Here is a 25,289-nt window from a genome sequence, read left to right as displayed (position 1 = left end):
TATATCGCTTAATTAAATTAATTTAATCTCTTGAGTATGAGTGTAAATTAAATATACTTAATTTTTTGATAAAATAACATTTAAGTACTAAATAACTAAACTGTTACTTTTTAAACTAAGAGAATAGCATTTTATATTTATTTAAGTGTAAAGGGATATAAATCTATCTTATAGAAATAGTTATTAGATAAAGGTTAAAAGAGACTTTAGATGTTTGTAATTATAAGATTTAAAGAAAACTACAATACAAATATTGAATCAAGATATAAAGCATTATCATATAAATCGTAAGTTAAGTTCAATCATTAAAAAAACCATCTTTATTATGAAATAAAAAAACAAAAAAAACTTTTTTTAGTTTTTTTAAAATAATTGGGAATTAAATCTATTTTTATAAATGGAGGTTAATATGATAAAAATTTTAATAAATGCACCTAAAGGTGGAGTTGGAAAAACAACTATAGCTACAAATATTGCACTTTATTTAGCTCAAAGTAGTAAAAAAGTTTGGGCATTAGATTTAGCGCAAGGAGAGCAAATGACAATTGCCTTAAGTAATACACCAGAATTTGACTCAAGACAAACGATTAATAAAATTGAAACAAGTGAGCTTGAGTCTATACCTAAAAACTTTCCAGGAGCAAGTCAGTTTGATTTTTTAGTTGCAGATACTGATGACTATTTAGAAATTATAAAAGATTTGGCAAATCATGGTGCAACTAATGGATGGAGAGTGATTGTGCCTATAGTAGACGAGTATAATGGACTAGAGAGAATTCCTAAAGAGATAGGCGGTCTGTTTATCACAAGTATGTTTAAAGGTACAGGCTTTAACTTAACATTAAAGATGGTTCCAAATAAGATAGAAGATACTGAATCTATTCATAACATTATTACTAAATTAGAGGAACACGGAATCGAAAGTTTTATAAGTAAGAATTTTATATCATATTGTGAAGCCGAACCTCCATACTATATACAAGACGAGGATTTTAATAATGAAATAGAAGACTTATTAAAAGAAGTTGGGGTGATATAGTGTCAAAACTAATATCAGGTCTAAAAAATAATTTAAATTTTGATAAAAAAGTCGATATATACGTACCTTTAGAATTAAAAAATGATTTTAGAATAAAAGATCTTAAAAAAAGATATGGTACTTCTAGTTTTGATACGATAATTAAAAATGCAATATTATTTTATGTTTATTTGAATTTAGATTTTGACAAAGAATTATTTGAGCAAATAAAGTATAACCAAGTTGTAACTCAATTTTTTAAAAACCAAGAAAATTTTGAAGAAACGATAACGTTTAAAAAATTTAAAGAAAGTTTTTTAGAAATAAAAGTATTGAATTGGCATATGATTTTTTGCTTGAGCAATTTATTTAAATATACTAATCAAATAGATATCAATAATAGTTATGAAATTTATGATAAAATTATTGATTTTAATTATGTTTCAGAGATACCAAGAATTCATAATAAAAAAGAGTATATGTTTAAAGCAAATATACTCAGAAAAAACGACTTTAAAAAATTAAAAATTTTACACGGTACTTCTAATATGTCTAGTACCTTAAAGAAATGTATATTGTTTTATGCCTATACTATGCTCAATAAAAAAACAGATTTTCAAAGAAAAAGAAACTATGTAGATCATTATGAAAATAAAAAACTAGAATCAGATAGCGAAAAAAAGTATTTAATTGAATTACCAATTTGGGTAGAAGAATTTATAGATTTGGAATTAGATAATTATAAAGACATTTCAGATATTTTAATTTTCAATGTGCAAATCTATCACAATTTATTTCCTGAACAGAGGTGAAAACGATGGCTAAATTACATCGAGAATTAGCAGAGTCTTTATTAACATGTACTACAGCTGAAAAAGAGGAGATAGGGAACAAAATTGTAATTGCACTTGGAGGGGACATTACTAAGTATGCTACTGGTTTACCGAAGAGACGAGGAAATTCAGACGGTGGAATTGATGGAAGAGTACCTATTAGAATAGAAGTTGATAACGAGCATAGAAGAGGAAATAGAACGCTTTACAGCGACACAATAAAAATAGAAACTAATGCAGCTTTTTGTATAAAAATTGAGAGTAGTTCTTTTGATCGTTATGAATTAAATTCATTTATTGGTGATATGGACAGAGAAAGAATTTTTGATGGAATAATTATTAGTGTACGTCCCCTTTCTAGTGATGCAAAAGTAGAATTTGAAAGACATAACAGAGAGGGAGCATTAAAAATTAGACATATACTTGTTGAAGATTTGTTAGCTGGACAAATTGATTTAAACTTTGAATTAGTGAGTGGTAATTCTTTTCGAGATAGCTTTTTCAATGCGTTAAAAACCTATTTAAATGACATTTAACATTTTTTTAAGGTTAGAATAAGAGTTTTAATAGTACAATAATATCCAAATTTTGTTTGAATTTTGATGGAAAAATAGTTTTTTTGGGGTCATAATAAGTTTGAGAAAGTTATTTTATCACTTATAAATTTTATTAGGTGAGAAACTAAAGTTTTGATAATTAAAAATCGTATTTAATAATTTTTTTATGTTTAATAAGTACAAGCATCTAAAAAATTTAATTTTTTAGATGCTTGTACTTATTTTTAAAATTAAATAAGTAATAAACTAATATAGACATAGCATCTCAAAAAATAGTTTTAAATTATAAGGCTTAAATATATCTATGATATAAATGTTGAATGGTGCGATGTGGATATAATAATTAAATAATGGCATTTTTAAAATATTAAAACGGCTTATTCAAGGATTTGAAGAAAGTATAGGGGATAATCACACGAGGAGTAAGAACTTAGAATTTTAAAAATGAAATAATACATTCTAAGAATTTTTAGTAAAAGTTAAAGGAGAAAGAAACTAGTATAATGTCCTAACTATAAAATGACTTCTATATTCAATGCAAAAGAGATCCATTTCAGGTGGTACTGTTTAAATATATTGGACAGCTTTTGGTAATTTGAATGAGAGATTATTGTATCCTGGGCTAGCTAGAATTGAAGATTCATGAAGGAAAGACTATTTCCGATATTTCAAAATTAAGAAAGTTTCCTCACTCTATAATCTATGCTGAATATAAAAATTAAACGAACATAAGGGGAAGTCATGAATAAAGAATTATACCTAAAGTTAATTACTGATTCACTGGGAACGCTATCTCATCAAATTGAATATAGAAATTCTGTCAACTTATATGATATTAATATAATTTCCGAAGACTTTTTTAGGGATTTTTTGAATTTAGTTTATGGATACAATTTAATAAATTTAAATACTATAGAAAAAAATGCTTCTGCTATTGATTTGGGTGATATAACAAAAAAGATAGCGATACAAGTTACTTCAGATAACTCAAGTACTAAAATTGACAGTACGATAGAAAAATTTATAGAAAAGAAGCTATACGATAAATATGATAGATTATTAATTTTAATTATTACACGTAAAAAAAAGTACAGAAAGGAATTTGAAACAAAAAAGTTCTTTTCATTTAACAGAGAAAAAGACATTTTAGATAACAAAGATATATTGCAATACATAAAGGACAAAGATACTTCTAGTTTAACTGCCATAGCTGAATTTTTAGAAAAAGAGTTAAGTACGAGAGTAAATGAATCTATGAGAAAACAAGCGACAGAGATAGATACTATTATCGAACTAATCGAGTATCTGTCTAATAATAGGGGGATAAAAAGAGATAATAAAGGCAATTCGCCTGACCCAGAGCATAAAATAAATAAAAGGTTTGAAAAATACGCAGAATTTTTAAAAGATCTTTACAAAGGGTTAGTAACTATTTATGGTGCTGCAGTCGAACAGGCATTTGAGACACTTGGATTGGACGATATAAAAACACTAGTAATTGGTATGTATTTAAAAGATATTAGTGATCGATTTTTAGAAGAAGCTAAAGGTAACCCTAAATTAGCCTTAGAAAACTTAACAAATTATTTTGAAGATAAACTGAGCGGGACAGGAAAAAAATATGATAAAATGGCCATCAAATTTTTCTTAATATCTCAAACGATAGCATGTAATGTGTTCCCTAATGGAGGTTATAAAGATGAGCCAGTTAGTACTTGGTGAAGGAAATATTAAATCTTCAACAATTTATATTGGATTCCTCATATTAAAAGAGCTTAAAAAAAGCAAAAATCAAAAGTTATCTATTTATAAAATATCTGAAGTATTAAGTAAAAATGGAATTAAAAATAGCAGACAATTAATTTTTGGTCTCACATTCTTATACTCATTAGGGATTATTAAATTTGAGGAGCCATATATATGCATAGAAGAGTTAATAGAATAAAAATAAATAAGCTTTATTCAGATCCAGAAGTGTTTAATCCTATAATTTTTCATGATGGAGTAAATATCATTTTAGGTGAGAAATCAGATTCTAAAACAGTAAGGGGAAGAAAAACCAATGGTGTTGGAAAGTCACTATCAATTGAATTCTTAAATTTTTGTTTGCTAAAAAAATATAAAGATAGCCGTGTAAGCTTAATACCTGACAATATATTAGGATCTTCTGTTAATCTTATGCTGGATATTGAAATAGGACAAACAAAATTGACTCTAATCAGAAACAAACAAAATCAAGAGAAGCCATCAATTAAGAAAAATAGTAAATTAATAAATTTCGAAAATCTCGATGATGCTCAAGCTTTTCTAAAAGATTTAACTTTTATTGATTTAAAATCAGAACCAGTCCCTTCGTTTAGGTCACTTATATCACCATTGATTAGAGATGAGAGATCAGAATTTAAAGATATATTAGAATGTTTTGATGTTTCGAAAAAAATTCTGATTGATCTTACACCGCATTTATACTTTTTAGATATTTCCCTTGATGTATATAAAAAAACTAATGAAACAGTTAAAAAAATTGAAGAAAAAAAAACAATTGCAAAAAATACGAAGAAAGAAGTAACTGATGGTAATCAAAAGAAAATTAGTGAAGTGAAAGCAGAATTAAACTCACTTGATGACGAACTATCTAAAATTAATGAGGCTATAGAAAGTTTTAAAAGTAACGAAGCATTCAATACAATTGAAAAAGATCTTATACAGTTGGAAGATTTGTTAGACACGCTTAGGAAGAAGCAGAAAGCTATAAAATATGAGTACAATAAGATTAAAACGTTACCTAAGCCTGAAAGAATTGACAATAATGAAATAGAAATACTATATAATCAATTTAAAAAGGGACTCGGAGAAGTAGTAGTAAGGTCATTAGAAGAAGCTATTATATTTAAATCAAAGGTTGGAGAGTTTCAAAATACGCTGGTAAACCAAAGAGCATTAGAACTACAAGAAGAGTTAAATGAAATTACTGAGGAAATCAGAAACTTAGATGATAAGTACTCAGAAAAATTAAGGGTTTTTGATCAAAAAGGAGTGTTAAAAAACTTAAAAGTTAGTTTAAAAATTTACGACCAAAAAAACACTGAATTCGCAAAACTTAAAGCTTTATATAATGAGTATGAGAGCGCAATAAAAGATAAAAAAACATTAATGCTAAAAAAATCAAATGAAATTTTAGAATTAGATGATTTGATAGAAAGTAATAGTAACTTACTTGATAGTTTTTTATCTACACTACTTAATGTTCACGATTTTATTATGGGGAATAAAGAGTGTTCTTTTACAGTCGAAACTGTAAATAAAAATACTACAAAAAAAATTATTGAAATTGAAATGAGAATTTTTGATGATGGAAGCCATAGTGTTGATCGAACCAAAGTGTTTATTTATGATATGGCCCTTTTGTTTAATGAATATACGAGGAAAAGACATCCTAGTTTTTTGATTCACGATAACATTTTTGATGTAGATCAGGATACCCTTGTTCAGAGTTTAAATTTTCTTGCTGACCGAGAAACTAAACACTTGGATTTTCAGTATATTATAACTCTTAATAGAGACAAAATCGAAAATGAAGAAAAACTTAATATTATTAATTTGGATATTGAGTCTCATAAAGTGGCGAGTTTTACAAAAGAAACAAAATTTTTACACCGAGACTACCAAGAAAAATAATATATATTTTAAAAACTTTTTCTAATATTTTATTTGCGGAATTATGCGAGACATGTCATCTGTAAGTACTGAATCCTAATAAATAGGGTTCGGTACTTTTTATTTACGATAGTATACTTAATAATTGGAAGAATTACATAAGCGCCACTCATCAGTTTAGAGATAAAGATAATGAAAAAGGAGACGTAAAAGTGAATGAAATATTAAAAGGTATAGTAACCTCAGGTACGCTCATTGTCGCAATCGGTGCTCAAAACGCGTTCGTCCTTAAACAAGGTTTGTTAAAAAATAATATTTTCTGGGTAGTTATAGTATGTTTCTTATGTGATGTATTATTGATGTGCACAGGTGTACTAGGGGTCGGTACCGTAATCAAGAATAATACGTTTGCAAATGTTGTTCTTGCGATTATCGGAGGACTGTTTCTACTCTTATATGGATTCAAATCTTTTCGAAGTGCGTTTTCATCGTCAAGTGCAATCGATATTTCAATCGATGCTAAAATCATTCCCATTCATAAAACAATTTTAGTTACATTAGCAATTACACTTTTAAATCCACATGTGTATTTAGATACAGTCGTCGTGATAGGTGGAATAGCTGGAACTTTGACATTTGATCAAAAAGTTAATTTCTTGATCGGAGCGCTGATTGCCTCGTTTGTCTGGTTTTTCGGCTTAGGATACGGAGCGAGATGGTTAATTCCTATCTTTAAAAAACCAAAGGCTTGGAAAATATTAGATTTTGGAATAGGATGTTTGATGTTTTGGCTTTCGTATCAATTGATTGTTTTTGCACTAGAAGAAATTTAAAAAGTGAAGCCCATTATTTCTTTTAGTGTTTTTAAAGAAATTTTATGAGCTTTAAAGCTATTATTATCCAATCAAAATATGCAAAGGAATATGAAAAATAATGAAAATAAAAAAATACAGAAATAAGCGGGGGACACTAATTTACTGTCCGTGCCGAAAAATGTTTTTGCACCATACACCAGAAGAGGAGGTGCGGCAAAAAATTCTAGCAATTTTAATTAATGAGATCGGTATACCGACTGATTCAATTGACACAGAGTATCCGCTTAGTAAGTTTAATGTGGAGTTTAAAACAAGAGCAGATATAATCATATGGCAAATGGACTGTCTGGGAAATAAAAAACCCCTGTTGGTTTTAGAAGTGAAAGCAACAAATATTCCGCTTACAGATCATGCATTAAATCAGGTTAGAGCTTATAACCAAACAATTCAAGCTAAATATATTGGTATTACAAACGGTATTTTAACCTATCTTTTTGAAGAGAAGAATGGAGAATTGTTACCACTTGCTGAAGATTTTTATTCGTTTCAGCAACTTGTCGACGGAAAAGTAACGTATATTTCATATCAAAAAATGAGAAGACTCTCTTATGATTTAATTACAGACGAACATTATTTAAAACTTTTATGGAATGAAGGTTATATCGGTGAAGGGACGCCTATAAAATTACATCCATTCATTGCAGAACTTCGAAATTATTTACTGACAGGTCAAATAACTGTTCAAGATCAGCCTATTTCGATTGTTGAAGATCTTGGATGTGGCTATTTTTCATTTGGGAATGCGGCTGGAGGAGCATTCCCAGGATATTATCGCAGTTTAATTCTGAAAGATTTAAATCGACAGCATAAAATTTATCGTATAACGATTATAGGAACAGATAAGACACAAAATGATCCCACGTTCGGTAACAGAAGTGGAAATACAATGATGAATGTGGCAATTGAAGATATGGGTACAGGTTCTTTCGTTTTGCAATTGAACATTGATAGGTTTTTTTCTTATGAAACAGAAAATGATGTCTATCATGTTTTTCATAACGGTCGAAGAAACGGCTACAAAAACAGTGAAGTCATTGCCCAAGTTGAAAAACATGCTCCTCATTTAATCCAAGAAGGTAAGATTTATTTAGGTTCGCTACCAGCAAACAGGACACTTACGAAAGAAGATGCCTCCACTTTTATAAGTAATTTAATTCTGTATGCCAATGTACGTGAGAAGCTTCGAAAAAAGCGGAAGAAAAAAGCAGCTAAGTATTAAGAAATTTTTAAGATAGGAAGTTAATATACACTTTTGTTACAAGTGCTCTTATAAAAAATCGAATTTGTAGACAATCGATTAGTTTTACTATTTATAAAATTCCGAGCTTGGTTTTACATCTGGAAAATAAGAGCTGTGGAAGAAGGAATAATATTTTACGGAGCGAACAAAAATTAATAAAGTCATGAGTGTAAATTAATTCTTGACTCGTGCAAAGAACTAGATTAATGAACAAGTCTGACTTCTCACGAGACGTGAAGAAGATCAGGCTTGTTCATTTTAAGAAAATTAGACATGATGTGATTACTTCAGCTCATTCTCTTCAATAATTTTATCCGAAAGCTTTAGTTGCGCACTAACCTCCTTCACCTGACTTCGACAGAATTTCATCTCGACTTTCTTTTCCGTCGATACATCGTAACAAGTGCCTTCGCCTGATGCTTTCGTCAAATCTGCTTCATAGTAATAGTCCTGATAGCGGAACGAACCATCGCGAAAGCCCGTCAGATTCGGTTTATCGTCGATGAGGGATTGCCCCATCATATAGGATGTCTTGAGATTCAACAGATCAATGATCGTTGGTGCGATATCAATTTGTCCGCCATTCTTTTTCATGACCCGACCGGTTTGTTGGTCGGGTTTTTTGATGAAGAGTGGAATGCGTCGTTCGAGTTCGAAAGCTGCTACTGGAGACGAGACATCTGCTTTTTTGCGCATCTCACTGCCTTCATTAACGAGTCCACTATCGTGATCGCCATAAAAGATGACGAGGGACTGGTCCCAAAGATCGCGTTGTTTCAACTCGTCGATCATCTTCCCGATACCGGTATCGACGTAATGGACAGTCTGGTAATACCGTTTCAACATTGGATCCTCATATCCGGACAGATCAAGCGTCTGATCTTCCTTGTCGATCTCATACGGTGTATGACTCGTCAACGCGACTAAAAACGAGAAGAATGGTTCTTGCAGCGTCTCCATGTGATCAATCGATTCGAGGAAGAACTGCTGATCGTTCAGCGCCATGCCGATCTTTTTTTCTTTTGAATAATCATTTTGGCTGAAGAAGTGCTTAAAACCGATGTTCTTGTAAACATCGTCACGATTCCAGAAACCTTTTTCGTAAGCGTGCATTGCTGCCGTATCGTATCCGTTCTTCTCAAGTAACGCAGGGAGCGGCTCGAATTCATTCGTCGGATATTGCGTATAAACGGAACCTGATTTCAACGGGTAAAGCGATGTGTTCGTGATGAACTCAGCGTCCGAAGTTCGTCCTTCATGTGTCTGGTGGTAAAACGACGAGAAGTAGAGCGATTCCTTTTTCAACTGATTCAGGTTCGGCGTTACTTCTTCGCCATTAATGGTCTGGTCGATAACAGAAGCCTGGAACGACTCGAGTTGCACCAAAATGATGTTCGGTGTCTTTTTCGCACCGGTTGGATTCGTCTGCTCCTTTTGGTTGATGCGCTGTTGCTCCTGAGCCGTCAATCCGTCGCTTGGTCGCCCGGTCACGCCTTTGAAAGCGTCCCACCCGTGATAACCCCAAAAGCCGAACAGGTAGTAGTCACGCATATCGGAGATCGCTGCCGTCGGTTGACGATCTTCTGTTAGCGTCCGGTACGTCAGCAGTGAAGCAGACAAAATAATGCCACTGACTGCAAGGAGTCCAGCTGTCCGGCGTCGTGTTTGCGCTGTCGTTACTTCCGGTCGTTTGCGGAAGACAAAGAGCAGTACCATGAAAATCAAACTATCAGCGAACAAGAGGAAGTCTTGCGGTACGATCAAGGCAGTGAAGCCGCTACTGACGTCACTCATCTGCGTCATCTGTGAGAGGAGCGAGACGGAGAGGAAGTCCTCGAAGTAACGGTAGTACCACATGTCGGAAGCTAGCAGAAAACTGTGCGCCAGCAGTAGACCGAGCCAGACCCAGCGGCGTTTATTCCACGGAATCAGTAACGTCCAGCTCGATAGGATCAGCATGCCAGCAAGATTCATCAGTGTTAAATGAAGCGAAAGGTCGGTTTTTGTAAAATAACTAAATAGCATGAACTTCAGCATGCCAAGTAACAGATAAAGGGTGTAGCGAATCGCCATGGTCAGTACTCCTTACGTGTGTCGTCAATCGGTCTTTACCCTAAACGGCAAATCGAGGAACGCATAGATGTGGGAAGTATACAATCTGAAGGTGAAATGGCGATTGTTTCTGAATCAGGCAAAAATAGAAATCTTACCAAGACAGGAAGTCATGTTCGCTCGTTTCACGAATTAATCGAGGAATTGGTTTGAATTTCCTCTTGAATTCAAACAATTGACGTTAATTTGCGCGGAAAGCGGGAATAGAAAGCGTGTACGTCCATCGTCCGTCACTGTCTTTTAAAAAAGAAGCGAAGTCATGTCAAACGTGAAACTAGCGGTCATCTATTACAGCGCAACCGGAACGAACCATCAACTTGCCTCATGGGCAAAAGAAGCGGGAGAAGCAGCAGGGGCGGAAGTCCGTCTTGCGAAAATCAAGGAGACAGCCCCAGCAGAAGCGATCGCTTCGAACCCATTGTGGCAAAAGCATGCGGAAGCCACACGTGATATCGAAGAAGCGACACCGGATCTACTCGACTGGGCAGATGCGATTATCTTTAGCGTCCCGACACGTTACGGTCATGTCCCAGGACAATTCCAACAGTTCCTCGACACGACAGGCGGACTGTGGGCACAAGGCAAACTCGTCAATAAAGTCGTCAGTGCGATGTCGTCGGCACAGAATCCGCATGGCGGTCAGGAAGCGACTGTTCTCGCAGTTTATACGACGATGTTCCACTGGGGTGCAATCGTTGCGGCACCAGGTTATTCGGATCCTGTCTTGTTCGCAGCGGGCGGAAATCCATATGGTACATCGGTCACTGTCGACCAAGACGGTAACATGGTCGAATCGGTCGAACCAGCCGTGCGCCATCAAGCGAAACGGACGGTTGAAGTGGCAAGCCGTCTTAACTCATAACATTACCTAATTCAAAAAGCGCCGGAATGCTGATTCACATTCTGGCGCTTTTTCGTATGCATCATGTGTTTTGTGTTAACGGAAGTTCGACTGTGAACGTCGAGCCTTGTCCTTCGATCGACTCGACATGGATTTCTCCATCATGTCCACGCGCAATTTCGCGACAGATCGAGAGCCCAAGACCAGTACCGCCGATTTGACGGGTGTCCGAATTGTCAACACGATAGAATTTTTGGAACAGGTTACTCATCGCAGAAGCTGGGATCCCGATGCCCTCATCTTGAATCGCGACCGTGACACGTGACGCGTGTCGCGTCAGTTGAATATCGATCGTTCCACCAGCTGGTGAGTATTTGATCGCATTGTTGATCAGGTTACTGAATAATTGGCGAATCTTCTTCGCATCCCCTTCGACGATCAATGGTTCGACGTTTCGGAATATTTCAATCGCGTGGGAAGAAGACGACAGACTATGCAACTGTTTCAAATCCCGAATCATCGCGACGATATCGAACGGTGCCATCTCATATTCCTGACGGTTTGCTTCCATCCGTTGCAAGTCGAGGAAGTCATTGATCAACAGCGAGAGACGTTCTGTTTCCGAATGGACCGCTTCGAGATACTTCTTCTGCCGTTTCGGTGGTAGGTCACGCTGAATCATCAGCTCAGTAAAGCCATAGATCGACGAGAGTGGTGTCCGCAGTTCGTGTGAGATCGTCGAGACGAGTTCGTTTTTGATCCGGTCAATCTCGACTTCATTCGTCACGTCACGTAAGACGAGTAGAATCCCGCGGAACTGTCCACCATAATGAATGCTCTCGGAGTACGTCTTGATGAAGCGTCGCTCGTGATCGATCGAGAAGGTGATTCCTTCACCGATTTCTCGTTTCACGAACGTCTTTTTCAAGTAACGTTCGAATTCCGGTAGTTGGTCGACGCGATGCTTGAGTTGAACGACAGACGGAGTGATGTTCATCAGCCCATTCTCATCGAGACTGTCATCAACCGGATGGTCGAACAGATCGAGTAATGGTCGGTTGATCAACTGGATGTCACCTTCTGGTTCGATATAGACGATCGATTCACGGATCGAGTTCAACAGTCGCGCTGTTTTTTCCCGTTCGCGTTCAATCTCGTCGAACGTCCGCATCCGTAGGAGTGACAACGCTAGCTGACGCGCGAAGGCAGCGAGTTCTTCCTGCTCGTAACGATCAAACCGATCCTGATTACGGGACAAGAAGATATAGGCGATGATCTCATTTTGACTCGGATCAAGAACTGGTGTGACAGCGCGCGCGACTTCATCTTCGAACTGCGTATGCGGTCGTTTATCTTGTCGCGACTCACGCAATAACGGCTCAATCGTTGGCATCCAATCCTCGACTGTGAGCGGTGTCTGTGGATAAAAGACGATATCGATGACTTTCGTACCATCTTTGAAAATCAAGGCACCTTGCGTCGCATTCGTGATTTCAACCATCTTTTGAATGACGGCAGGATAGGCACTGATGCTATCACGCGACGCTAGTGTCTCCGTCAATTGATTACGTAGCCGTAAATGGGACTCGTTCCGTTGCGTCAGTTTCAACGCATCTTCGAGAGTGACGTTCGTCGACATCAATTGGTGTTTGTTTTCAATCAAGGCTGTCGCCATCTGATGGAACGATTTACTCAATTCACCGATCTCGTCAGCACGGTTCAGCGGAATCAACGGTAACGTATGCTCACCACTTGCAAGGAGCTTGCTCTCCTTGCTAAGAAGATGGATCTGTCGCGTCGTCCGTTCGATGAACGGGCGGACGATCAGCAAGATGACGAGGAACAACACGATCAGGTTGACGAGCCAAATCCACTCAGCGTACTTCGTCTGCGTGACAAGCTGTTCTTTTGCACTGAGTTCTTTCGCGCGGAGACTACTCCGGTAGTTCGTGAACGTACTCTCCATCGTGTTGACACTTTTACGCATCGTTTCACTGTTCGAGGCATTCATCTTGAACTTCCGATTCGGGTCCTGAGGTACTTGTGGCATCATCGCTTTTAGACTCGGCATCTGCAGGAAACGCTCGTCAATCGTGCCCGATTGCTTTGCTTGGACGTATTTAATCAAGCTCGGCATGACGAAATTGGTATAAGAATTATAGAGCGACCGGATATCAGACGCATAGATTTGATCCGCCTTGTAGAGACGATTCTTTTCAAACCAAGCCGTCTGTTGTTCGAGTGATGCCTTCTTTTCATCAATCACGTCGAGCACGGCGTCATCTCCGAAGACGATATAGCCCCGCATCTCGTATTGAAGGGACTGCCAATCGTCCCACAGTTTCGTCGCTCGATCTTCACGCATGCTGATCGCATCGAGCTCTTGTTTCGCATCCATGACTTGATGGTTCGTATAAAAATAAGCAGCCAGGGAAGAGATCGATAGTGTAATAAGAATGAGATAAAATGACGACATGATCTGTCGACTGATCTTTTGATTGAACCATTTTCGCATATGGATTATGGATGCTCCTTTGTACATGTGAGTCGAGGGTCGATTAGATGTATGACATTGGAATATTTGTTACCGTAATCGTACATTTTTTAGACGGATAAATATAGTCATAATACTTAAAATATCTTCAAAGTAAGAGATTCACGTTCACAAGAAAATAAAGAACGACAAAAAAGCAGGACGAGAGCCTAGTCTCATCCTGCTTCGATACCTATTAATGATGTTCAACGACAATCTTTCCAATCGTTTTTCCACTTTCGACGAGACGGTGTGCTTCTTTTAGATTGTCGGCGTTCATGCCGATCAATGTCTGCTTGACCGTCGTCTCGAGCGTATGCTCTTCGATCCATGCTGCGACTTGCGTCAGAATCTCATGTTGACGAATCATATCATCTGTCATAAACAGTGGACGGGTGAACATGAATTCCCAGACGAACGTCGCACTCTTTTGTTGGAGCGCACTTAAATCGAGTTTTTGATCAGTCTCGACGATGCTACAGATTTTCCCTTGCGGTGCGATCACATCGACCATCGTCTCGAAATGTTGGTCCGTCGCATTGAGACAGAAGATATAGTCAACGTATTTGTAGCCGAGGGCTTCCAGCTGAGGACGGAATGCGTCGTGGTGATTGATCGTATGATGTGCACCGTGTTCCTTCGCCCAATCAATCGTCTCGTCACGCGACGCCGTTCCGATGACGGTCAGCCCAGCGTGATTCGCGAGTTGTGTCGCGATTGAACCGACACCACCAGCAGCTCCGATGATGAGGATCGTCTTCTCGAGATTCGACTTAGCATCAAACGTCAATCCAAGACGATCGGTCAATGCTTCGTAAGCTGTCAGCGTCGTCAACGGGAGAGCAGCCGCTTCACTGAACGTCAACCGTTCCGGCTTTTTGGCGACGATTCGTTCATCGACGAGTTGGAAGTCGCTGTTTGACCCTGGGCGCTGAATCGCACCGGCGTAATAGACTTCATCACCGACTTGGAAGAGGGAGGCATCATCGCCAACTTCAACGACGACTCCGGCTGCATCATAGCCGATCACTTTCGGAGCGTCTTCATCTTTTCCGTGAGCGCGGACTTTCGTATCGACCGGATTAACGGAGACAGCTTTGATCTCAACTAGTAGATCGTGCCCCGTTGCTTCCGGGCGTGGTAGTTCTAAATCAATCAGACTTTCGTGTTCCGTCAGTGGTAAGTGTCGGTGAAAACCGACAGCGGACATATTCGACATCGACAATCATCCTTTCCAGATATGAATCGTTTCTCTCCATCTGTTCCACGCGCGTTCCGTCTTAAAACCAGTTGCGAAACTTTGAAAACGGATTCCCCTTCTGTCGTCAACGGAAGAACCTTGGATAGCTATGGTAGCATATGAGAGTAGCTATCCATTTTCGAGAAGGAGCGATTTTATATGTATGACGTCATCTCTCTACCGGCAGGACCGACTCAGGTTACCATTGAACGTTTCCTCGTCCATGCGCATCCGCACCCCCGTCCGTATCGACCCGCACGTTTGATTGCCTTACGTCAAAGTGGTGGTGTCATGCATCGACTGTATCGTACGGAGCGGGAAATCGTGCTCTTTCCGCACGAGGCGCTCGCCCCGCAAGTCGAGCGTCTCTCGTGCTCGCAACAGGAGCGTGTTCTAGCGTATATCGAGGAACGGCGCGCGAGCTTCGGTTTTGATGAAGGGGAGGAATACAAATTTTACTTACTCGAAGTGGCATACGAACTCCGTCATCTGCCACGAACGGATCGACCGATTCGCGCACATACGTACTATCAACTGGATGAACTGTTGTCGGGTCGACCGCTCGTCTTGCGAGCAAAACAGACGGAGGAGATGAAATGAAACGTATTCAACAGATTGGAATTCCAGTGAAGGATATTAAGCGTAGTACAGCATTTTATCGGGATGTTTTGCAATTATTGGTCTTATTTGAACTTGAGACGATGGTTTTCTTTCAGTGTGGCGATATTCGATTGATGTTGACTTTACCAGAGACAGAGGCATTCGATCATCCGAGTTCCGTCTTGTATTTTGAAGTCGATTCGCTGCCAGCAGAATATAAGCGGATGCAAAAGCAAGGTGTTGTTTTTCTCGGGGAACCCCACATGATTACGCGTTCCGAGACAGAAGAGACATGGATGGCGTTCTTTAAAGATTCGGAACAGAATACGATGGCGTTGACGGCACAAGTCGCCGTGATCATCTAAACGAAATAGCCTGCTTCTGATCACATGGTTCGTGAAAAGAAGCAGGCTATTTTTAAAGTGCTGGCGTTGGCGTCGGTGTGACACCGGTCTTCGCGTAAGTTTGATCGATTGCAGTCCGAATTTCCTTGACTGAGCTACCTTTTTGATAAGCGACGATCGACTGTGCCGCGATATCGAGACACGTACCACACGTAATGCCGTGCGTCGTCCAGGTCGTTGACGTAGCGTTCTGTTCTTCGATGAAGCAGTCATAGTTGCTCGTATGACCCGCAGATTCACCACAACCGCAATAACATGGCATCTTCTTCAATAAATCGGGATGTTTAGCGACGGAGCGATAGATTGTTTGAATCGATTGATCCTGCTCATCGAGAAAAGCAGGTAACGTGTCCGGTCCCGCGGTCTTCTCGAGTTGATCATCGGCACCGTGACTGGCATGGTCAGCGTGATCTTCGTGATTCGTGTGTTCTGTTTTTGGAGTATCCGTCTGTTCAGCCGTCCCGCATGCAGCGAGCAACAGGCTGAGACTAAGTGGAAGTCCAAAACGATACAGTCGTCTTTGCATAGTCGGCCTCTCTTTCATTGTCTTACCTTCATTATAAGGAAAGTAAAACGATGAAAGCATGACGATTTATTGACGCTTATTTCGTGAGTGCTTGTGTGATCGTCTTGATGTTCGCTTGCATCATACTGTAGTACGTGTCGCCGTCTTTACCCGGTGCTCCGAGCGAGTCGGTGAAAAGTGTGCCAGCGATCGGAACGCCGGTCTCACGAGAGACAGTCTCCATACTCCGCCGGTCGACGCTTGTTTCGACGAATAGGACAGGGATGTCTTGCTCCTTGATCGTATCGACGATCCGGCGGACTTGTGCCGGCGTTCCTTGATTATCCGAGTTGATCTCCCAAATATAATCCGCTTTGACGTCATAGGCAGTTCCGAAGTATTTGAAGGCACCTTCACTCGTGACGAGGTGACGTTCTGCTTTCGGAATGTCGGCAAACTGCTTTTTCGCTTCCTGATCAAGCGTCTGCAGTTGTTTGATGTAAGCCTCGGCATTTTTCTCGTAGTCCGCTTTGTGCTTCGGATCTTCCTTGATCAATGCCTGCTTGACGTTTTCGACGTATTGAATGCCGTTACTCACATCGAGCCACGCATGCGGATCGGTTTCTGATTCCTTGCCTTTCGTCGTCAGGTACTTTGGTTCGACGCCTTGACTTAAACGATAGACTGGCGCGTCAGACGCATCTTTACTGGTCGTTGCCCGAAGTTTGTCGAACCAAGCACCGCCGGCTTCAAGATTCAGACCGTTATAGAAAACGACATCCGCATCCGCCATCGCTTGTACGTCTGCCGGAAGTGGATCATACTCATGCGGATTTGCCCCAATCTTAACCATGCTGTGAACATCGACGTGTTCACGACCAACTTCGCGGGCGAGATCAGCGAGGATTGAATACGTCGCAACGACCTTCAGCTTTCCGTTATCTTCTGCTGGTGTCGAACAAGCAGCAAGCAAGACTGTGCTGAGGAGGACGAACAGGAAAAATTTTAATTTCATACAGTAGACTCCTTTCGTTTCCGGTGACGCATCAGACCGTGACGTGGTGAAAAGATGAAGACGAGTGCGAACAGCGTCGTCGCGACGAGGACGATCGATGCACCAGAGGATAAATTGTAGGTGAAGCTGAAATACAGTCCGACGATGGCGGACAGCGTACCGAAGCCTGCTGCTAGGAACAGCATCCGCGAGAGACGGTTCGTCAGTAAATACGCTGTCGCAGCTGGTGTGATCAGCATCGCAACGACGAGGATGATGCCGACCGTCTGAAGGGAAGCGACGGTGACGAGTGTCAGCAATGTCATCAATCCATAGTGAATCCAGCGTGTCGATAGTCCATAGGCTTGCGCCATTGTCGGGTCAAAGGAACTGATCAGCAACTCTTTGTAGAACAAGAAGATTCCCCCGAGGACGACCAATCCGATGATGACGGTCATCCACATATCGCTCGGACGGACCGCGAGGACGTTGCCGAACAAAATGTGATAGAGATCGCTACTGCTGCGCAAGAACGAAATCAAGATGATCCCGAGGGCGAAGGCGGACGTGAAGAGGATGCCGATCGCTGTGTCGTTCTTGATGCGACTGTTTTGGCTGACGAAGCCGATTCCAAGTGCCGTCACGAGACCTGTGACGATGGCACCGATCAAGAAGTTGATCCCGAGTAGATAAGAAATCGCGACACCAGGTAAAACGGCGTGCGAGATCGCATCACCCATTAACGACATCCCGCGTAAGATGATGAAACAGCCGATCACACCGCAGATGATGCCGACCATGACGGCGGTGATCATCGCTTTTTGTAAGAAATCATACTGAAATAATGCCTCGATGAACGTCATCCTTGTCCCTCCTTACGTCGTTCGAATAGCGGTAAGCCATACGCTGGTTCGAGCCACTCCGGCGTCAAGATATCAGACGGAGGACCGACAGCGATTAGTCGTTTGTTCAACAGCATCAACGTGTCGAAGTAGTCCTCTGCTTTATGCAGATCATGGTGGACGACGACAATCGTCCGCCCTTCGGCTCGGAGTGTCCGTAAGAGTTCGATGATCATCTGCTCACTGGCGACATCGATACCGACGAACGGTTCGTCCAGCAACAGTAGTTCTGCTTCTTGGGCAAGGGCACGCGCCAGAAAGACCCGTTGTTGTTGTCCACCTGACAGTTCACCGATTTGCCGTTTGGCATGATCGGCCATATCGACGCGCTCAAGGCAATGTATCGCGAACTGCTTTTGTTCCTTTGATGGACGTCTGAACAGATCGAGCTTCGGATAACACCCCATCAGTACGACATCTTGGACACGCACAGGAAAATCCCAATCGATCGCGCTACGCTGAGGTACATAGGCGACACGAGACCGGACAGCTTCGAGTGGTTGATCGAGTACGCGTAACTGCTCGATCCGAGCGGGAATCAGACCGAGGATGGCTTTTAAGAAAGTGGATTTACCGGCACCATTCGGTCCGATGATACCAATCAGCGAAGCGACCGGAAGACGGACGGATACATCGGCGAGTGCATGTGTATCAAAATAGGAGACCGTGAGACGGTTAACATCAAGGGCGTACATGAATGCTCACTCCTTTGGTTTTGTGGTGTAGAGAAGGAAAGTTTCCTTATGGCAAAAAACAGCTTAAAATTTTTTGATCATTCATTACTAGAGAAAGATTCGGTCTGCTAATAATGTTTCCTTAAGGCAAACTTTAAAGCCGTAAGAAACAGTTGTCAACTGTTTTTCGATATCGATCGCGAATCAACTCGTGCTAAGATGAAAAGGCAGAATCGTATGGGGGTGAGGAGATTGCGTCAGACAGCAGAACAACAATGGAAGTGGCTATTGCTCGATGCGCTTGCGAAGGAAAAGCGAGAGCAAGCACAGCAAGTCATCGAAGAAGTCTATCCGTATGACATCGCGCAAGTATATGAAGAATTAGGAGAAGACGATCAGGCACGACTCCTCGATTATCTCGATCACGAACGATTGGCAGATGTGCTTGAGGAGCTCGAAGGAGAGCAACGTCTTGCCGTCTTGCGTCGTTTAGACGTCGAGCGCGCCGGGCATGTCCTCGATTTAATGGAAAACGATGATGTCGCGGATTTACTGGAGGAACTGGGACCAGAAGAAACTGACCGTTTGCTTGGTAGCATGCGGACAGACGAGGCACTGATCGTCCGCAATCTCTTGACGTATCCACCGGAGACGGCAGGGCGTTTGATGACGAACCGGTTCATCTGGGTGGGAGAGGATTTCACGGTCGGTGAGACGGTCGAGAAGATGCGTGACTACATCGAATACTCGGAGACGATCAATTACGTGTACGTCGTCAATCAACTCAGTGAACTCGTCGGTGTCATCTCATACCGGGACGTCATCTTAGCTGAAAATACGGAACGAATCAGCGATGTCATGGAGACGAAGGTGATTCGGGTCGCAGCAGAGACCGATCAGGAAGAGGTCGCGCAATTGTTCGAACGCTACGATCTCGTTTCGCTACCGGTCGTCGAAGGCGATGTTCTCGTCGGATTGATCACGGTCGATGATGCACTCGATGTCTTACGGGAAGAAGCGAATGAAGACATCGAGAAACTCTCAGCATCCGGTAAATCAATTGATTTCGAGACGAAGCCGTGGATTGCTGCAACCCGGCGCTTGCCATGGCTCGTCTTGTTACTGTTCATCGGGCTCGTCTCCGGATCGATCATCAGTCAGTTCGAAGAGACGCTTTCAAAAGTTGTCGCGCTCGCCTTTTTCATGCCAATGATTGCTGGGATGACCGGAAATACCGGTACCCAATCGCTCGCGGTCGTCGTCCGTGGATTGATCACGCGTGAAGTCGATAAGCGGGTCGCGACGCGATTAATCCTACGAGAACTTTGGGTTGGTTTGATCATTGGTGTCATTTGTGGCGTCTTGATTGCTATCATTGCGTACGTCTGGCAAGGAAGTGCCGTCTTAGGTCTTGTCGTCGGCAGCTCACTCGTCATCACGCTGATTTTTGGAACACTGGCTGGAACGATCATTCCGCTCATCTTACATCGCTTAAAGATCGACCCGGCGATTGCGTCCGGACCGCTGATCACGACGTTAAACGATATCTTGTCGCTCCTCGTCTACTTCGGGATCGCGACCGCGTTCATCAGTCGCTTGATGTAAAAAAACCGAACCGATTCGCCTTCTCTTCAAGAGAAAGGGAATTGGTTCGGTTTTTTTTATGCATTCTCATGCGTCGTGCGAATCCAGACCGCCAGTGGACCGACGTCGTCAAAGCCTGCTTCGAGCGCCGTGATCAGGTGATCACCGTATTCGTATCCGACGAGCGGTTGACCGGGGAAGTGTGCGGAGCACAAGCGTGCGATATCATCCCATAAGCGTTCATCAAGATAGTCGGAACTAACGTACATCAATCCGGTCGTCGTTTGGTTCGAGTAGGCGATGCAACTTGCCTGTTGTGCTTCGCAATAGAAAAAGCGGACGTCCGGATGTTGCCATAACGATTCCGGTAACTCCGGTGTCGCTTGGATTGCTTGGAAGCGAGCAAACTGCGTGGCATCCGTGACGACAGACCAATCGACGGGAAGAGCGCGACGATCGAGTATGGCGGGACGGGTCATCCATTCCGCTGTGAACAGGTGACTGAGACCAGCGCTTGAGAAATCATAGCTCGCCGTACAGTCCTTGATGCTGTACACGTCGGTTGCATTAATTCGCTGATGAGGAAGGCGAACCATCAGTTCCGGATAATAACTTGGAACGCTTCCTTTAGCGAGCCAGGTCGATTCGGTTTCTGTCACCTGGCATCCGACTTGTTCACAAACAAGGCGACACCAATCGAAATTGTTTTGGATGGCAGATTGACGCATATTTGATTCCCCCTTAATCCTCTTCCGGTTGTTTAATCAAAACGTATGACAAGGTAGCAATTAACGTCAAGAACAACCCGCAGCCGATCGTGATATACGCCATCGTGAAGACCTTACCGAGCGTCGTCGTCGGGATGAATGTCGGATGCCCGACCGTACTCAGTGTCGTGATGCAAAAGTAAAGCGCATCGATGACCGAAAGGTTTTCTTCCGTACTATAGAAGATCGTCCCAGAGACGATTGTCAACAAACAAAGAATCAGTAGTCCGCGGAAGTAAGACAAGTGAAAGGCGCGGCGCAATCCCTTGAACAGGCGTGAAAAAATCGTCAGTACAGATATCATCGAATCTCTCCTTTAAGATCGGTGCGTCAAGTCCATCGTATCATGAATAAGATAATCATTCTTTCCGGCATGTTTGACACCATCTATCACCTGATCAACCTGTAAGTTCAAGCGAAGAGGCATTTTTCTTGAATGGAGGAAGAACATCCCATAAGTAAGCGAACGTGAATAAGCTAAGCAGTTAGTGTTGCGGATGTGATGGAGTGCGTAAAAATATATCAATCGACATATAGAACATGATGAAGGTCGGAATCAGATAGACGATCGTAAAAAGAAACAAGGATGGCATGCGTTCCGCTCTTCGAGATGATTTTTAGATAGATAGTCTCAGTATAGTGGGCGCAGATTGCTTAGGCGGATTGAAATTTTAAAAAAGGGGAATCAGTCGAGATTCAATGTCAGCCGTCGTATTTTAGCGACACCTTCGAGTCCTGACGGATCATGATGCGTCTTATGGGCGACGAAATGTTCATCGGCTTCCGTCGTCCGGATTCGTAACGGACGTTCGTCGCGGTGGACGACCTCGAAGATCACCTCAGCCAGAGCTTCTGCCGATTGGCGGTCGGCATGCCGCGTTCGGTACGTCTGCAAATAAGCCGTGATGATCGGTTTGAAGTCGTCTTCGTGTAAGCCACCCGTCCGTTCGAGTTGATCGAGAACATTTGCGGTAAAGTTCGTCTCGACGGCGGCTGGTTCAATCAGGGTGACGTCGATGTTGAAGTACGGTTTATAGTAGGTCGCAAGACTTTCGAACAGTCCTTCAATCGCAAACTTACTGGCACAATACAGTTCATTCATCGGTTGACCGACGAGACCACTGACGCTTGAAGTCGCGAGTAAGTGACTACCTTCCGGTGCTTGTTTGAGTAAGGGGAGGCAGGCTTCAATCGTTCGGATGACACCGAAGACATTCGTTTCGAAGAGTTGCTTGATTTCATAACTTGTCGCTTGACCGAGTGCGCGCAGTAAACCATGACCGGCGTTGCAGAGTACAACGTCTAGGTGATCGACCTCTTGTTCGATTTGCCGGATGGCTGCCTTCACGCTTGTTTCATCTGTGACATCGAGCGACAAGAAGGTGAGCGTCGGTAACGACACAGTCATCTCACCCGGACTCCGAACACCAGCGTAGACAGACCAGCCGGTTTCCGCAAACCGCTGCGCCGTCGCCAGACCGATACCGGAAGAAGCACCCGTGATCAATATCGTTTGCATATCAATTCCTCCGTTCTGAAAGTAGTTGTCTTCTATTATTTACCCGAATTATCGTCGAATTATTTGCAATAAAATTGCATATAGTAATGAAAAAACTTAATATAAAGAAAAAAGGAGGTAGGAATCGATGGGGCAAATCGAACGGTTGCAACAGATGCGGGAATGGATCAAGACGAGTCCTGAAATTTCGCTGGATCAACTGATGCAGGAGTATCAGATTTCACGAGATACCGCACGTCGTGACGTCATCGTCCTCGAACAAGAAGGGGAGATCATTCGTGTTAAGAATGGATTAGTCCGTGCTGGTGGGACGCTTGCATATGAACAGCGGACAGAGAAACCGGAAAAACGGCGGATCGGACAGCGCGCGGCGCGTCACGTCCAAGCGAATGATCGCTTATTGCTCGACGCTGCAACGACGGTATCTGAGATGGCACGGGCACTTCCACCGTATTCACTACAGGTCATCACGAACTCACTCGATATCGCCGATCACGTCGGAGCGCGGAGGGATATTGAGCTGTACGTTACGGGAGGACGTTTTGACCGGCATGCACGGAGCTTGAGTGGAATCAAGACGGCAGACGACATCCTGAATTATCAAGTCGATTGTGTTTTTCTTGGAGCATGTGGGTTGACGGAAGAAGGACTTTTTGCGGAACAACTCGAAGAAGCGGTCGTAAAGAAAGCGATGATTCGAAGTGCGACCCGTGTCATCGTCCTCGCAGACCATACGAAGTTCAATAAACGCTTTTTGCATAAGGTCTGCGATTGGGAGCAAATCGATGTGCTCGTCACCGATCAAGTACCAGATGCAACGTGGCAAGAACGACTAGATCATTATCATGTCGATCTCGACGTGACAGAGGAGGAAACAACATGAACCCGATTCAAACGACGCTCGTCGGATTCGGTTTTTCAGCGGTGACGTTTCACGTTCCGTTCTTACAGGCATTACCGGCATTTGAAGTGACGCAAGTCGTCTCGAGTCGACCGGAGCAGGTGGCACAACATTTCAGTGAGGCGACAGTCGTCGCGACACTCGCTGAAGCTTTGCAAGATGAGAATACGGAACTTGTCGTCATCACGACACCAACGGCACTGCATTTCGAAATGGCAAAACAAGCGATCGAAGCAAAAAAGCACGTCTTACTCGAAAAGCCGGCCGTCGTGACGATCGAAGAAGCACTGGCGCTGCAAACGTTAGCAAAACAACACGGGGTGCAGGTCGCCGTCTATCAAAACCGTCGCTTTGACGGAGACTTCCTGACACTTGAACAATTGATGGAGATGAACGAAATTGGGGACTGGCAAGTCATTGAGTCACGCTTTGATCGCTATCGCCCGGTTGTTCGGGAGCGCTGGCGGGAACAAGCGGGTGATGGTGCCGGCATCCTGTTTGATCTCGGCTCACACTTACTCGATCAAGCACTTGCCTTGTTTGGAGAACCGGATGCTCTGACGGGCGATGTTTACCTGCAACGTGACGGTGCTGTTGTCGATGACGGTTTCCATGTCACGCTACATTACGGTACGCGACGTGTCATTCTTCGCTCGGCATCCTTCATCCAAGGACCAGCACCGCGTTTTGAGTTCCATGCGACACGCGGCAGTTACATCAAATACGGAATGGATCCACAAGAAGGACGGCTTGCGAAAGGTTATGCTGTCGATGGACAGCTCGGCGAAGATGAAGTGGACTCCTATGGCTATCTCCAGATCGCCGATCAGCCAGTTGAGCGCCTCGCGACACTTCCAGGCAGTTATGCGACGTTTTACGAACAGTTGGCGGAAGGACTTCGCGGTGGACGGGTACCTGTCGATTTACGCGACGCTGAAAAAACAATGCGCTTGATTGAAGCAGTGCGCATCAGCAGTGATGAAGGGCGACGCCTCTTACGAAAGGAATGGGATGCATGGAAGAATTGAAAGTGCTGCTTGCGGAAGAGGAAGAACTCGTTCTGACGTCACTGACGAATACGGAAGCGATCGGGATGGGACATGAGTTGATCGGACGGGCGATGAAGAAAAACTTGTCGATTGCCGTTGAAATCAAACGGAATGGGCAGCGTTTATATTACGCGGCGCTCGATGGTACGGCACCGGATCAAGAAGAGTGGATTCGCCGGAAATCGAACGTCGTCTTGCGACATGGCTATAGCTCGCTGTACATGCGTCGGTATAATGAGAGCAAACATCGCTCGTATCATACGATGTATGCTGTTTCTCCAGCCGATTATGTCGATGCCGGTGGGTCGTTCCCGATCCGGATCGAAGGAGTCGGTGTCGTTGGTACGATCACCGTTTCCGGTCTATCGCAGGAAGCAGACCATCGTCTTGCGACGGAAGCGTTGCGTTTACTTAAGAGACAACAGCTGGAACAGTGATATAGATTCATTCGATGTTCCATTCGCTTTCCTTGGGCGAGACACAA

The 25,289-nt window shown here is 42.5% G+C and carries 25 protein-coding genes; 15 read left to right on the top strand and 10 right to left on the bottom strand.

The window, feature by feature from the left end; genetic code table 11:
- Nucleotides 1–409 precede the first annotated feature (409 nt).
- The 8 genes from Q9R23_RS07955 to Q9R23_RS07920 all read left to right on the top strand — a co-directional run bounded on the left by Q9R23_RS07955 (nucleotide 410) and on the right by Q9R23_RS07920 (nucleotide 8,159).
- Complete coding sequence (locus Q9R23_RS07955) at nucleotides 410–1,039, top strand: nucleotide-binding protein (protein WP_311246787.1); 630 nt, start codon at nucleotides 410–412, stop codon at nucleotides 1,037–1,039.
- The gene (locus tag Q9R23_RS07950; RefSeq protein WP_311246786.1) at nucleotides 1,039–1,830 is read left to right on the top strand and encodes a hypothetical protein; all 792 of its coding nucleotides are present in this window, start codon (nucleotides 1,039–1,041) and stop codon (nucleotides 1,828–1,830) included. Before Q9R23_RS07955 ends, Q9R23_RS07950 begins: the two co-directional genes overlap by 1 nt.
- A gap of 5 nt (nucleotides 1,831–1,835) precedes the next feature.
- A complete protein-coding gene (locus tag Q9R23_RS07945) occupies nucleotides 1,836–2,387 on the top strand; it encodes a hypothetical protein (RefSeq protein ID WP_311246785.1) in 552 nt (183 codons plus the stop codon).
- A 762-nt stretch (nucleotides 2,388–3,149) separates the two neighbouring features.
- On the top strand, nucleotides 3,150–4,130 hold the full coding sequence (locus Q9R23_RS07940) for an SMEK domain-containing protein (protein WP_311246784.1): 981 nt from the start codon (nucleotides 3,150–3,152) through the stop codon (nucleotides 4,128–4,130).
- Nucleotides 4,108–4,353, top strand: a complete 246-nt coding sequence (locus Q9R23_RS07935) for a hypothetical protein (protein WP_311246783.1) — start codon at nucleotides 4,108–4,110, stop codon at nucleotides 4,351–4,353. The genes Q9R23_RS07940 and Q9R23_RS07935 overlap by 23 nt, the downstream gene beginning before the upstream one ends.
- Nucleotides 4,329–6,086, top strand: a complete 1,758-nt coding sequence (locus Q9R23_RS07930; RefSeq protein WP_311246782.1) for a DUF2326 domain-containing protein — start codon at nucleotides 4,329–4,331, stop codon at nucleotides 6,084–6,086. The genes Q9R23_RS07935 and Q9R23_RS07930 overlap by 25 nt, the downstream gene beginning before the upstream one ends.
- A 191-nt stretch (nucleotides 6,087–6,277) precedes the next feature.
- Entirely contained in the window at nucleotides 6,278–6,898 is a 621-nt protein-coding gene (locus tag Q9R23_RS07925) for a LysE/ArgO family amino acid transporter (RefSeq protein WP_311246781.1), read from the top strand.
- Between the two features lie 190 nt (nucleotides 6,899–7,088).
- Nucleotides 7,089–8,159, top strand: a complete 1,071-nt coding sequence (locus Q9R23_RS07920) for a type I restriction enzyme HsdR N-terminal domain-containing protein (protein WP_311246780.1) — start codon at nucleotides 7,089–7,091, stop codon at nucleotides 8,157–8,159.
- A 303-nt stretch (nucleotides 8,160–8,462) separates the two neighbouring features.
- Here Q9R23_RS07920 and Q9R23_RS07915 read toward each other — a convergent pair whose 3' ends face one another.
- Nucleotides 8,463–10,253 carry an LTA synthase family protein gene (locus tag Q9R23_RS07915; RefSeq protein WP_311246779.1) on the bottom strand — a complete coding sequence of 597 codons (1,791 nt, stop codon included), beginning with the start codon at nucleotides 10,251–10,253 and terminating at the stop codon, nucleotides 8,463–8,465.
- A 298-nt stretch (nucleotides 10,254–10,551) separates the two neighbouring features.
- On the opposite strand from Q9R23_RS07915, the gene wrbA reads away from it, so the two are divergent.
- On the top strand, nucleotides 10,552–11,154 hold the full coding sequence (gene wrbA / locus Q9R23_RS07910) for an NAD(P)H:quinone oxidoreductase (RefSeq protein WP_035410786.1): 603 nt from the start codon (nucleotides 10,552–10,554) through the stop codon (nucleotides 11,152–11,154).
- 61 nt (nucleotides 11,155–11,215) lie between these two features.
- Here wrbA and Q9R23_RS07905 read toward each other — a convergent pair whose 3' ends face one another.
- Nucleotides 11,216–13,648 (bottom strand): HAMP domain-containing sensor histidine kinase, encoded by a 2,433-nt coding sequence (locus tag Q9R23_RS07905; RefSeq protein ID WP_311246778.1) that lies wholly within the window; start codon nucleotides 13,646–13,648, stop codon nucleotides 11,216–11,218.
- Nucleotides 13,649–13,862: 214 nt separating this feature from the next.
- Nucleotides 13,863–14,876, bottom strand: coding sequence for a zinc-binding alcohol dehydrogenase family protein (locus Q9R23_RS07900; protein ID WP_214853173.1), 1,014 nt, complete (start codon nucleotides 14,874–14,876; stop codon nucleotides 13,863–13,865).
- A gap of 189 nt (nucleotides 14,877–15,065) precedes the next feature.
- Here Q9R23_RS07900 and Q9R23_RS07895 point away from each other — a divergent pair, with 189 nt between their 5' ends.
- On the top strand, nucleotides 15,066–15,506 hold the full coding sequence (locus Q9R23_RS07895) for a hypothetical protein (protein WP_214852056.1): 441 nt from the start codon (nucleotides 15,066–15,068) through the stop codon (nucleotides 15,504–15,506).
- Nucleotides 15,503–15,871: a VOC family protein gene (locus Q9R23_RS07890; protein ID WP_214852057.1), complete on the top strand. Its 369-nt coding sequence runs from the start codon at nucleotides 15,503–15,505 to the stop codon at nucleotides 15,869–15,871. The genes Q9R23_RS07895 and Q9R23_RS07890 overlap by 4 nt, the downstream gene beginning before the upstream one ends.
- Nucleotides 15,872–15,923: 52 nt before the next feature.
- Here the strand turns inward: Q9R23_RS07890 and Q9R23_RS07885 are convergent, their stop codons facing one another.
- The 4 genes from Q9R23_RS07885 to Q9R23_RS07870 all read right to left on the bottom strand — a co-directional run bounded on the left by Q9R23_RS07885 (nucleotide 15,924) and on the right by Q9R23_RS07870 (nucleotide 19,006).
- Nucleotides 15,924–16,436 (bottom strand): PCYCGC domain-containing protein, encoded by a 513-nt coding sequence (locus Q9R23_RS07885; RefSeq protein WP_214852058.1) that lies wholly within the window; start codon nucleotides 16,434–16,436, stop codon nucleotides 15,924–15,926.
- Between the two features lie 76 nt (nucleotides 16,437–16,512).
- Nucleotides 16,513–17,430, bottom strand: coding sequence for a metal ABC transporter substrate-binding protein (locus Q9R23_RS07880; RefSeq protein WP_214852059.1), 918 nt, complete (start codon nucleotides 17,428–17,430; stop codon nucleotides 16,513–16,515).
- The gene (locus Q9R23_RS07875) at nucleotides 17,427–18,272 is read right to left on the bottom strand and encodes a metal ABC transporter permease (protein WP_214852060.1); all 846 of its coding nucleotides are present in this window, start codon (nucleotides 18,270–18,272) and stop codon (nucleotides 17,427–17,429) included. The genes Q9R23_RS07880 and Q9R23_RS07875 overlap by 4 nt, the downstream gene beginning before the upstream one ends.
- Complete coding sequence (locus Q9R23_RS07870; RefSeq protein WP_214852061.1) at nucleotides 18,269–19,006, bottom strand: metal ABC transporter ATP-binding protein; 738 nt, start codon at nucleotides 19,004–19,006, stop codon at nucleotides 18,269–18,271. Before Q9R23_RS07870 ends, Q9R23_RS07875 begins: the two co-directional genes overlap by 4 nt.
- 231 nt (nucleotides 19,007–19,237) lie before the next feature.
- Here Q9R23_RS07870 and mgtE point away from each other — a divergent pair, with 231 nt between their 5' ends.
- Nucleotides 19,238–20,590: a magnesium transporter gene (gene mgtE, locus Q9R23_RS07865; RefSeq protein WP_035410763.1), complete on the top strand. Its 1,353-nt coding sequence runs from the start codon at nucleotides 19,238–19,240 to the stop codon at nucleotides 20,588–20,590.
- A gap of 56 nt (nucleotides 20,591–20,646) precedes the next feature.
- On the opposite strand, the gene Q9R23_RS07860 is transcribed toward mgtE, so the two are convergent.
- The 3 genes from Q9R23_RS07860 to Q9R23_RS07850 all read right to left on the bottom strand — a co-directional run bounded on the left by Q9R23_RS07860 (nucleotide 20,647) and on the right by Q9R23_RS07850 (nucleotide 22,855).
- Complete coding sequence (locus Q9R23_RS07860) at nucleotides 20,647–21,297, bottom strand: hypothetical protein (RefSeq protein ID WP_311246777.1); 651 nt, start codon at nucleotides 21,295–21,297, stop codon at nucleotides 20,647–20,649.
- A gap of 13 nt (nucleotides 21,298–21,310) precedes the next feature.
- The gene (locus tag Q9R23_RS07855) at nucleotides 21,311–21,640 is read right to left on the bottom strand and encodes a potassium channel family protein (RefSeq protein ID WP_214852064.1); all 330 of its coding nucleotides are present in this window, start codon (nucleotides 21,638–21,640) and stop codon (nucleotides 21,311–21,313) included.
- A 381-nt stretch (nucleotides 21,641–22,021) separates the two neighbouring features.
- The gene (locus Q9R23_RS07850; RefSeq protein ID WP_311246776.1) at nucleotides 22,022–22,855 is read right to left on the bottom strand and encodes an SDR family oxidoreductase; all 834 of its coding nucleotides are present in this window, start codon (nucleotides 22,853–22,855) and stop codon (nucleotides 22,022–22,024) included.
- 127 nt (nucleotides 22,856–22,982) lie between these two features.
- Between Q9R23_RS07850 and Q9R23_RS07845 the strand changes: the two genes are divergently transcribed.
- The 3 genes from Q9R23_RS07845 to Q9R23_RS07835 are packed head-to-tail and all read left to right on the top strand — an operon-like array spanning nucleotide 22,983 to nucleotide 25,242.
- Nucleotides 22,983–23,738: a DeoR/GlpR family DNA-binding transcription regulator gene (locus tag Q9R23_RS07845; RefSeq protein WP_311246775.1), complete on the top strand. Its 756-nt coding sequence runs from the start codon at nucleotides 22,983–22,985 to the stop codon at nucleotides 23,736–23,738.
- Nucleotides 23,735–24,784, top strand: a complete 1,050-nt coding sequence (locus Q9R23_RS07840; protein WP_311246774.1) for a Gfo/Idh/MocA family oxidoreductase — start codon at nucleotides 23,735–23,737, stop codon at nucleotides 24,782–24,784. The genes Q9R23_RS07845 and Q9R23_RS07840 overlap by 4 nt, the downstream gene beginning before the upstream one ends.
- Nucleotides 24,772–25,242 carry a heme-degrading domain-containing protein gene (locus tag Q9R23_RS07835; RefSeq protein ID WP_035410746.1) on the top strand — a complete coding sequence of 157 codons (471 nt, stop codon included), beginning with the start codon at nucleotides 24,772–24,774 and terminating at the stop codon, nucleotides 25,240–25,242. Before Q9R23_RS07840 ends, Q9R23_RS07835 begins: the two co-directional genes overlap by 13 nt.
- Nucleotides 25,243–25,289 lie beyond the last annotated feature (47 nt).

Origin of the sequence: Exiguobacterium sp. BRG2 (assembly GCF_031844245.1) — a bacterium.
In the GTDB taxonomy this organism is placed as follows: domain Bacteria; phylum Bacillota; class Bacilli; order Exiguobacteriales; family Exiguobacteriaceae; genus Exiguobacterium_A.
This window is presented reverse-complemented; position numbering and strand designations above follow the sequence as displayed.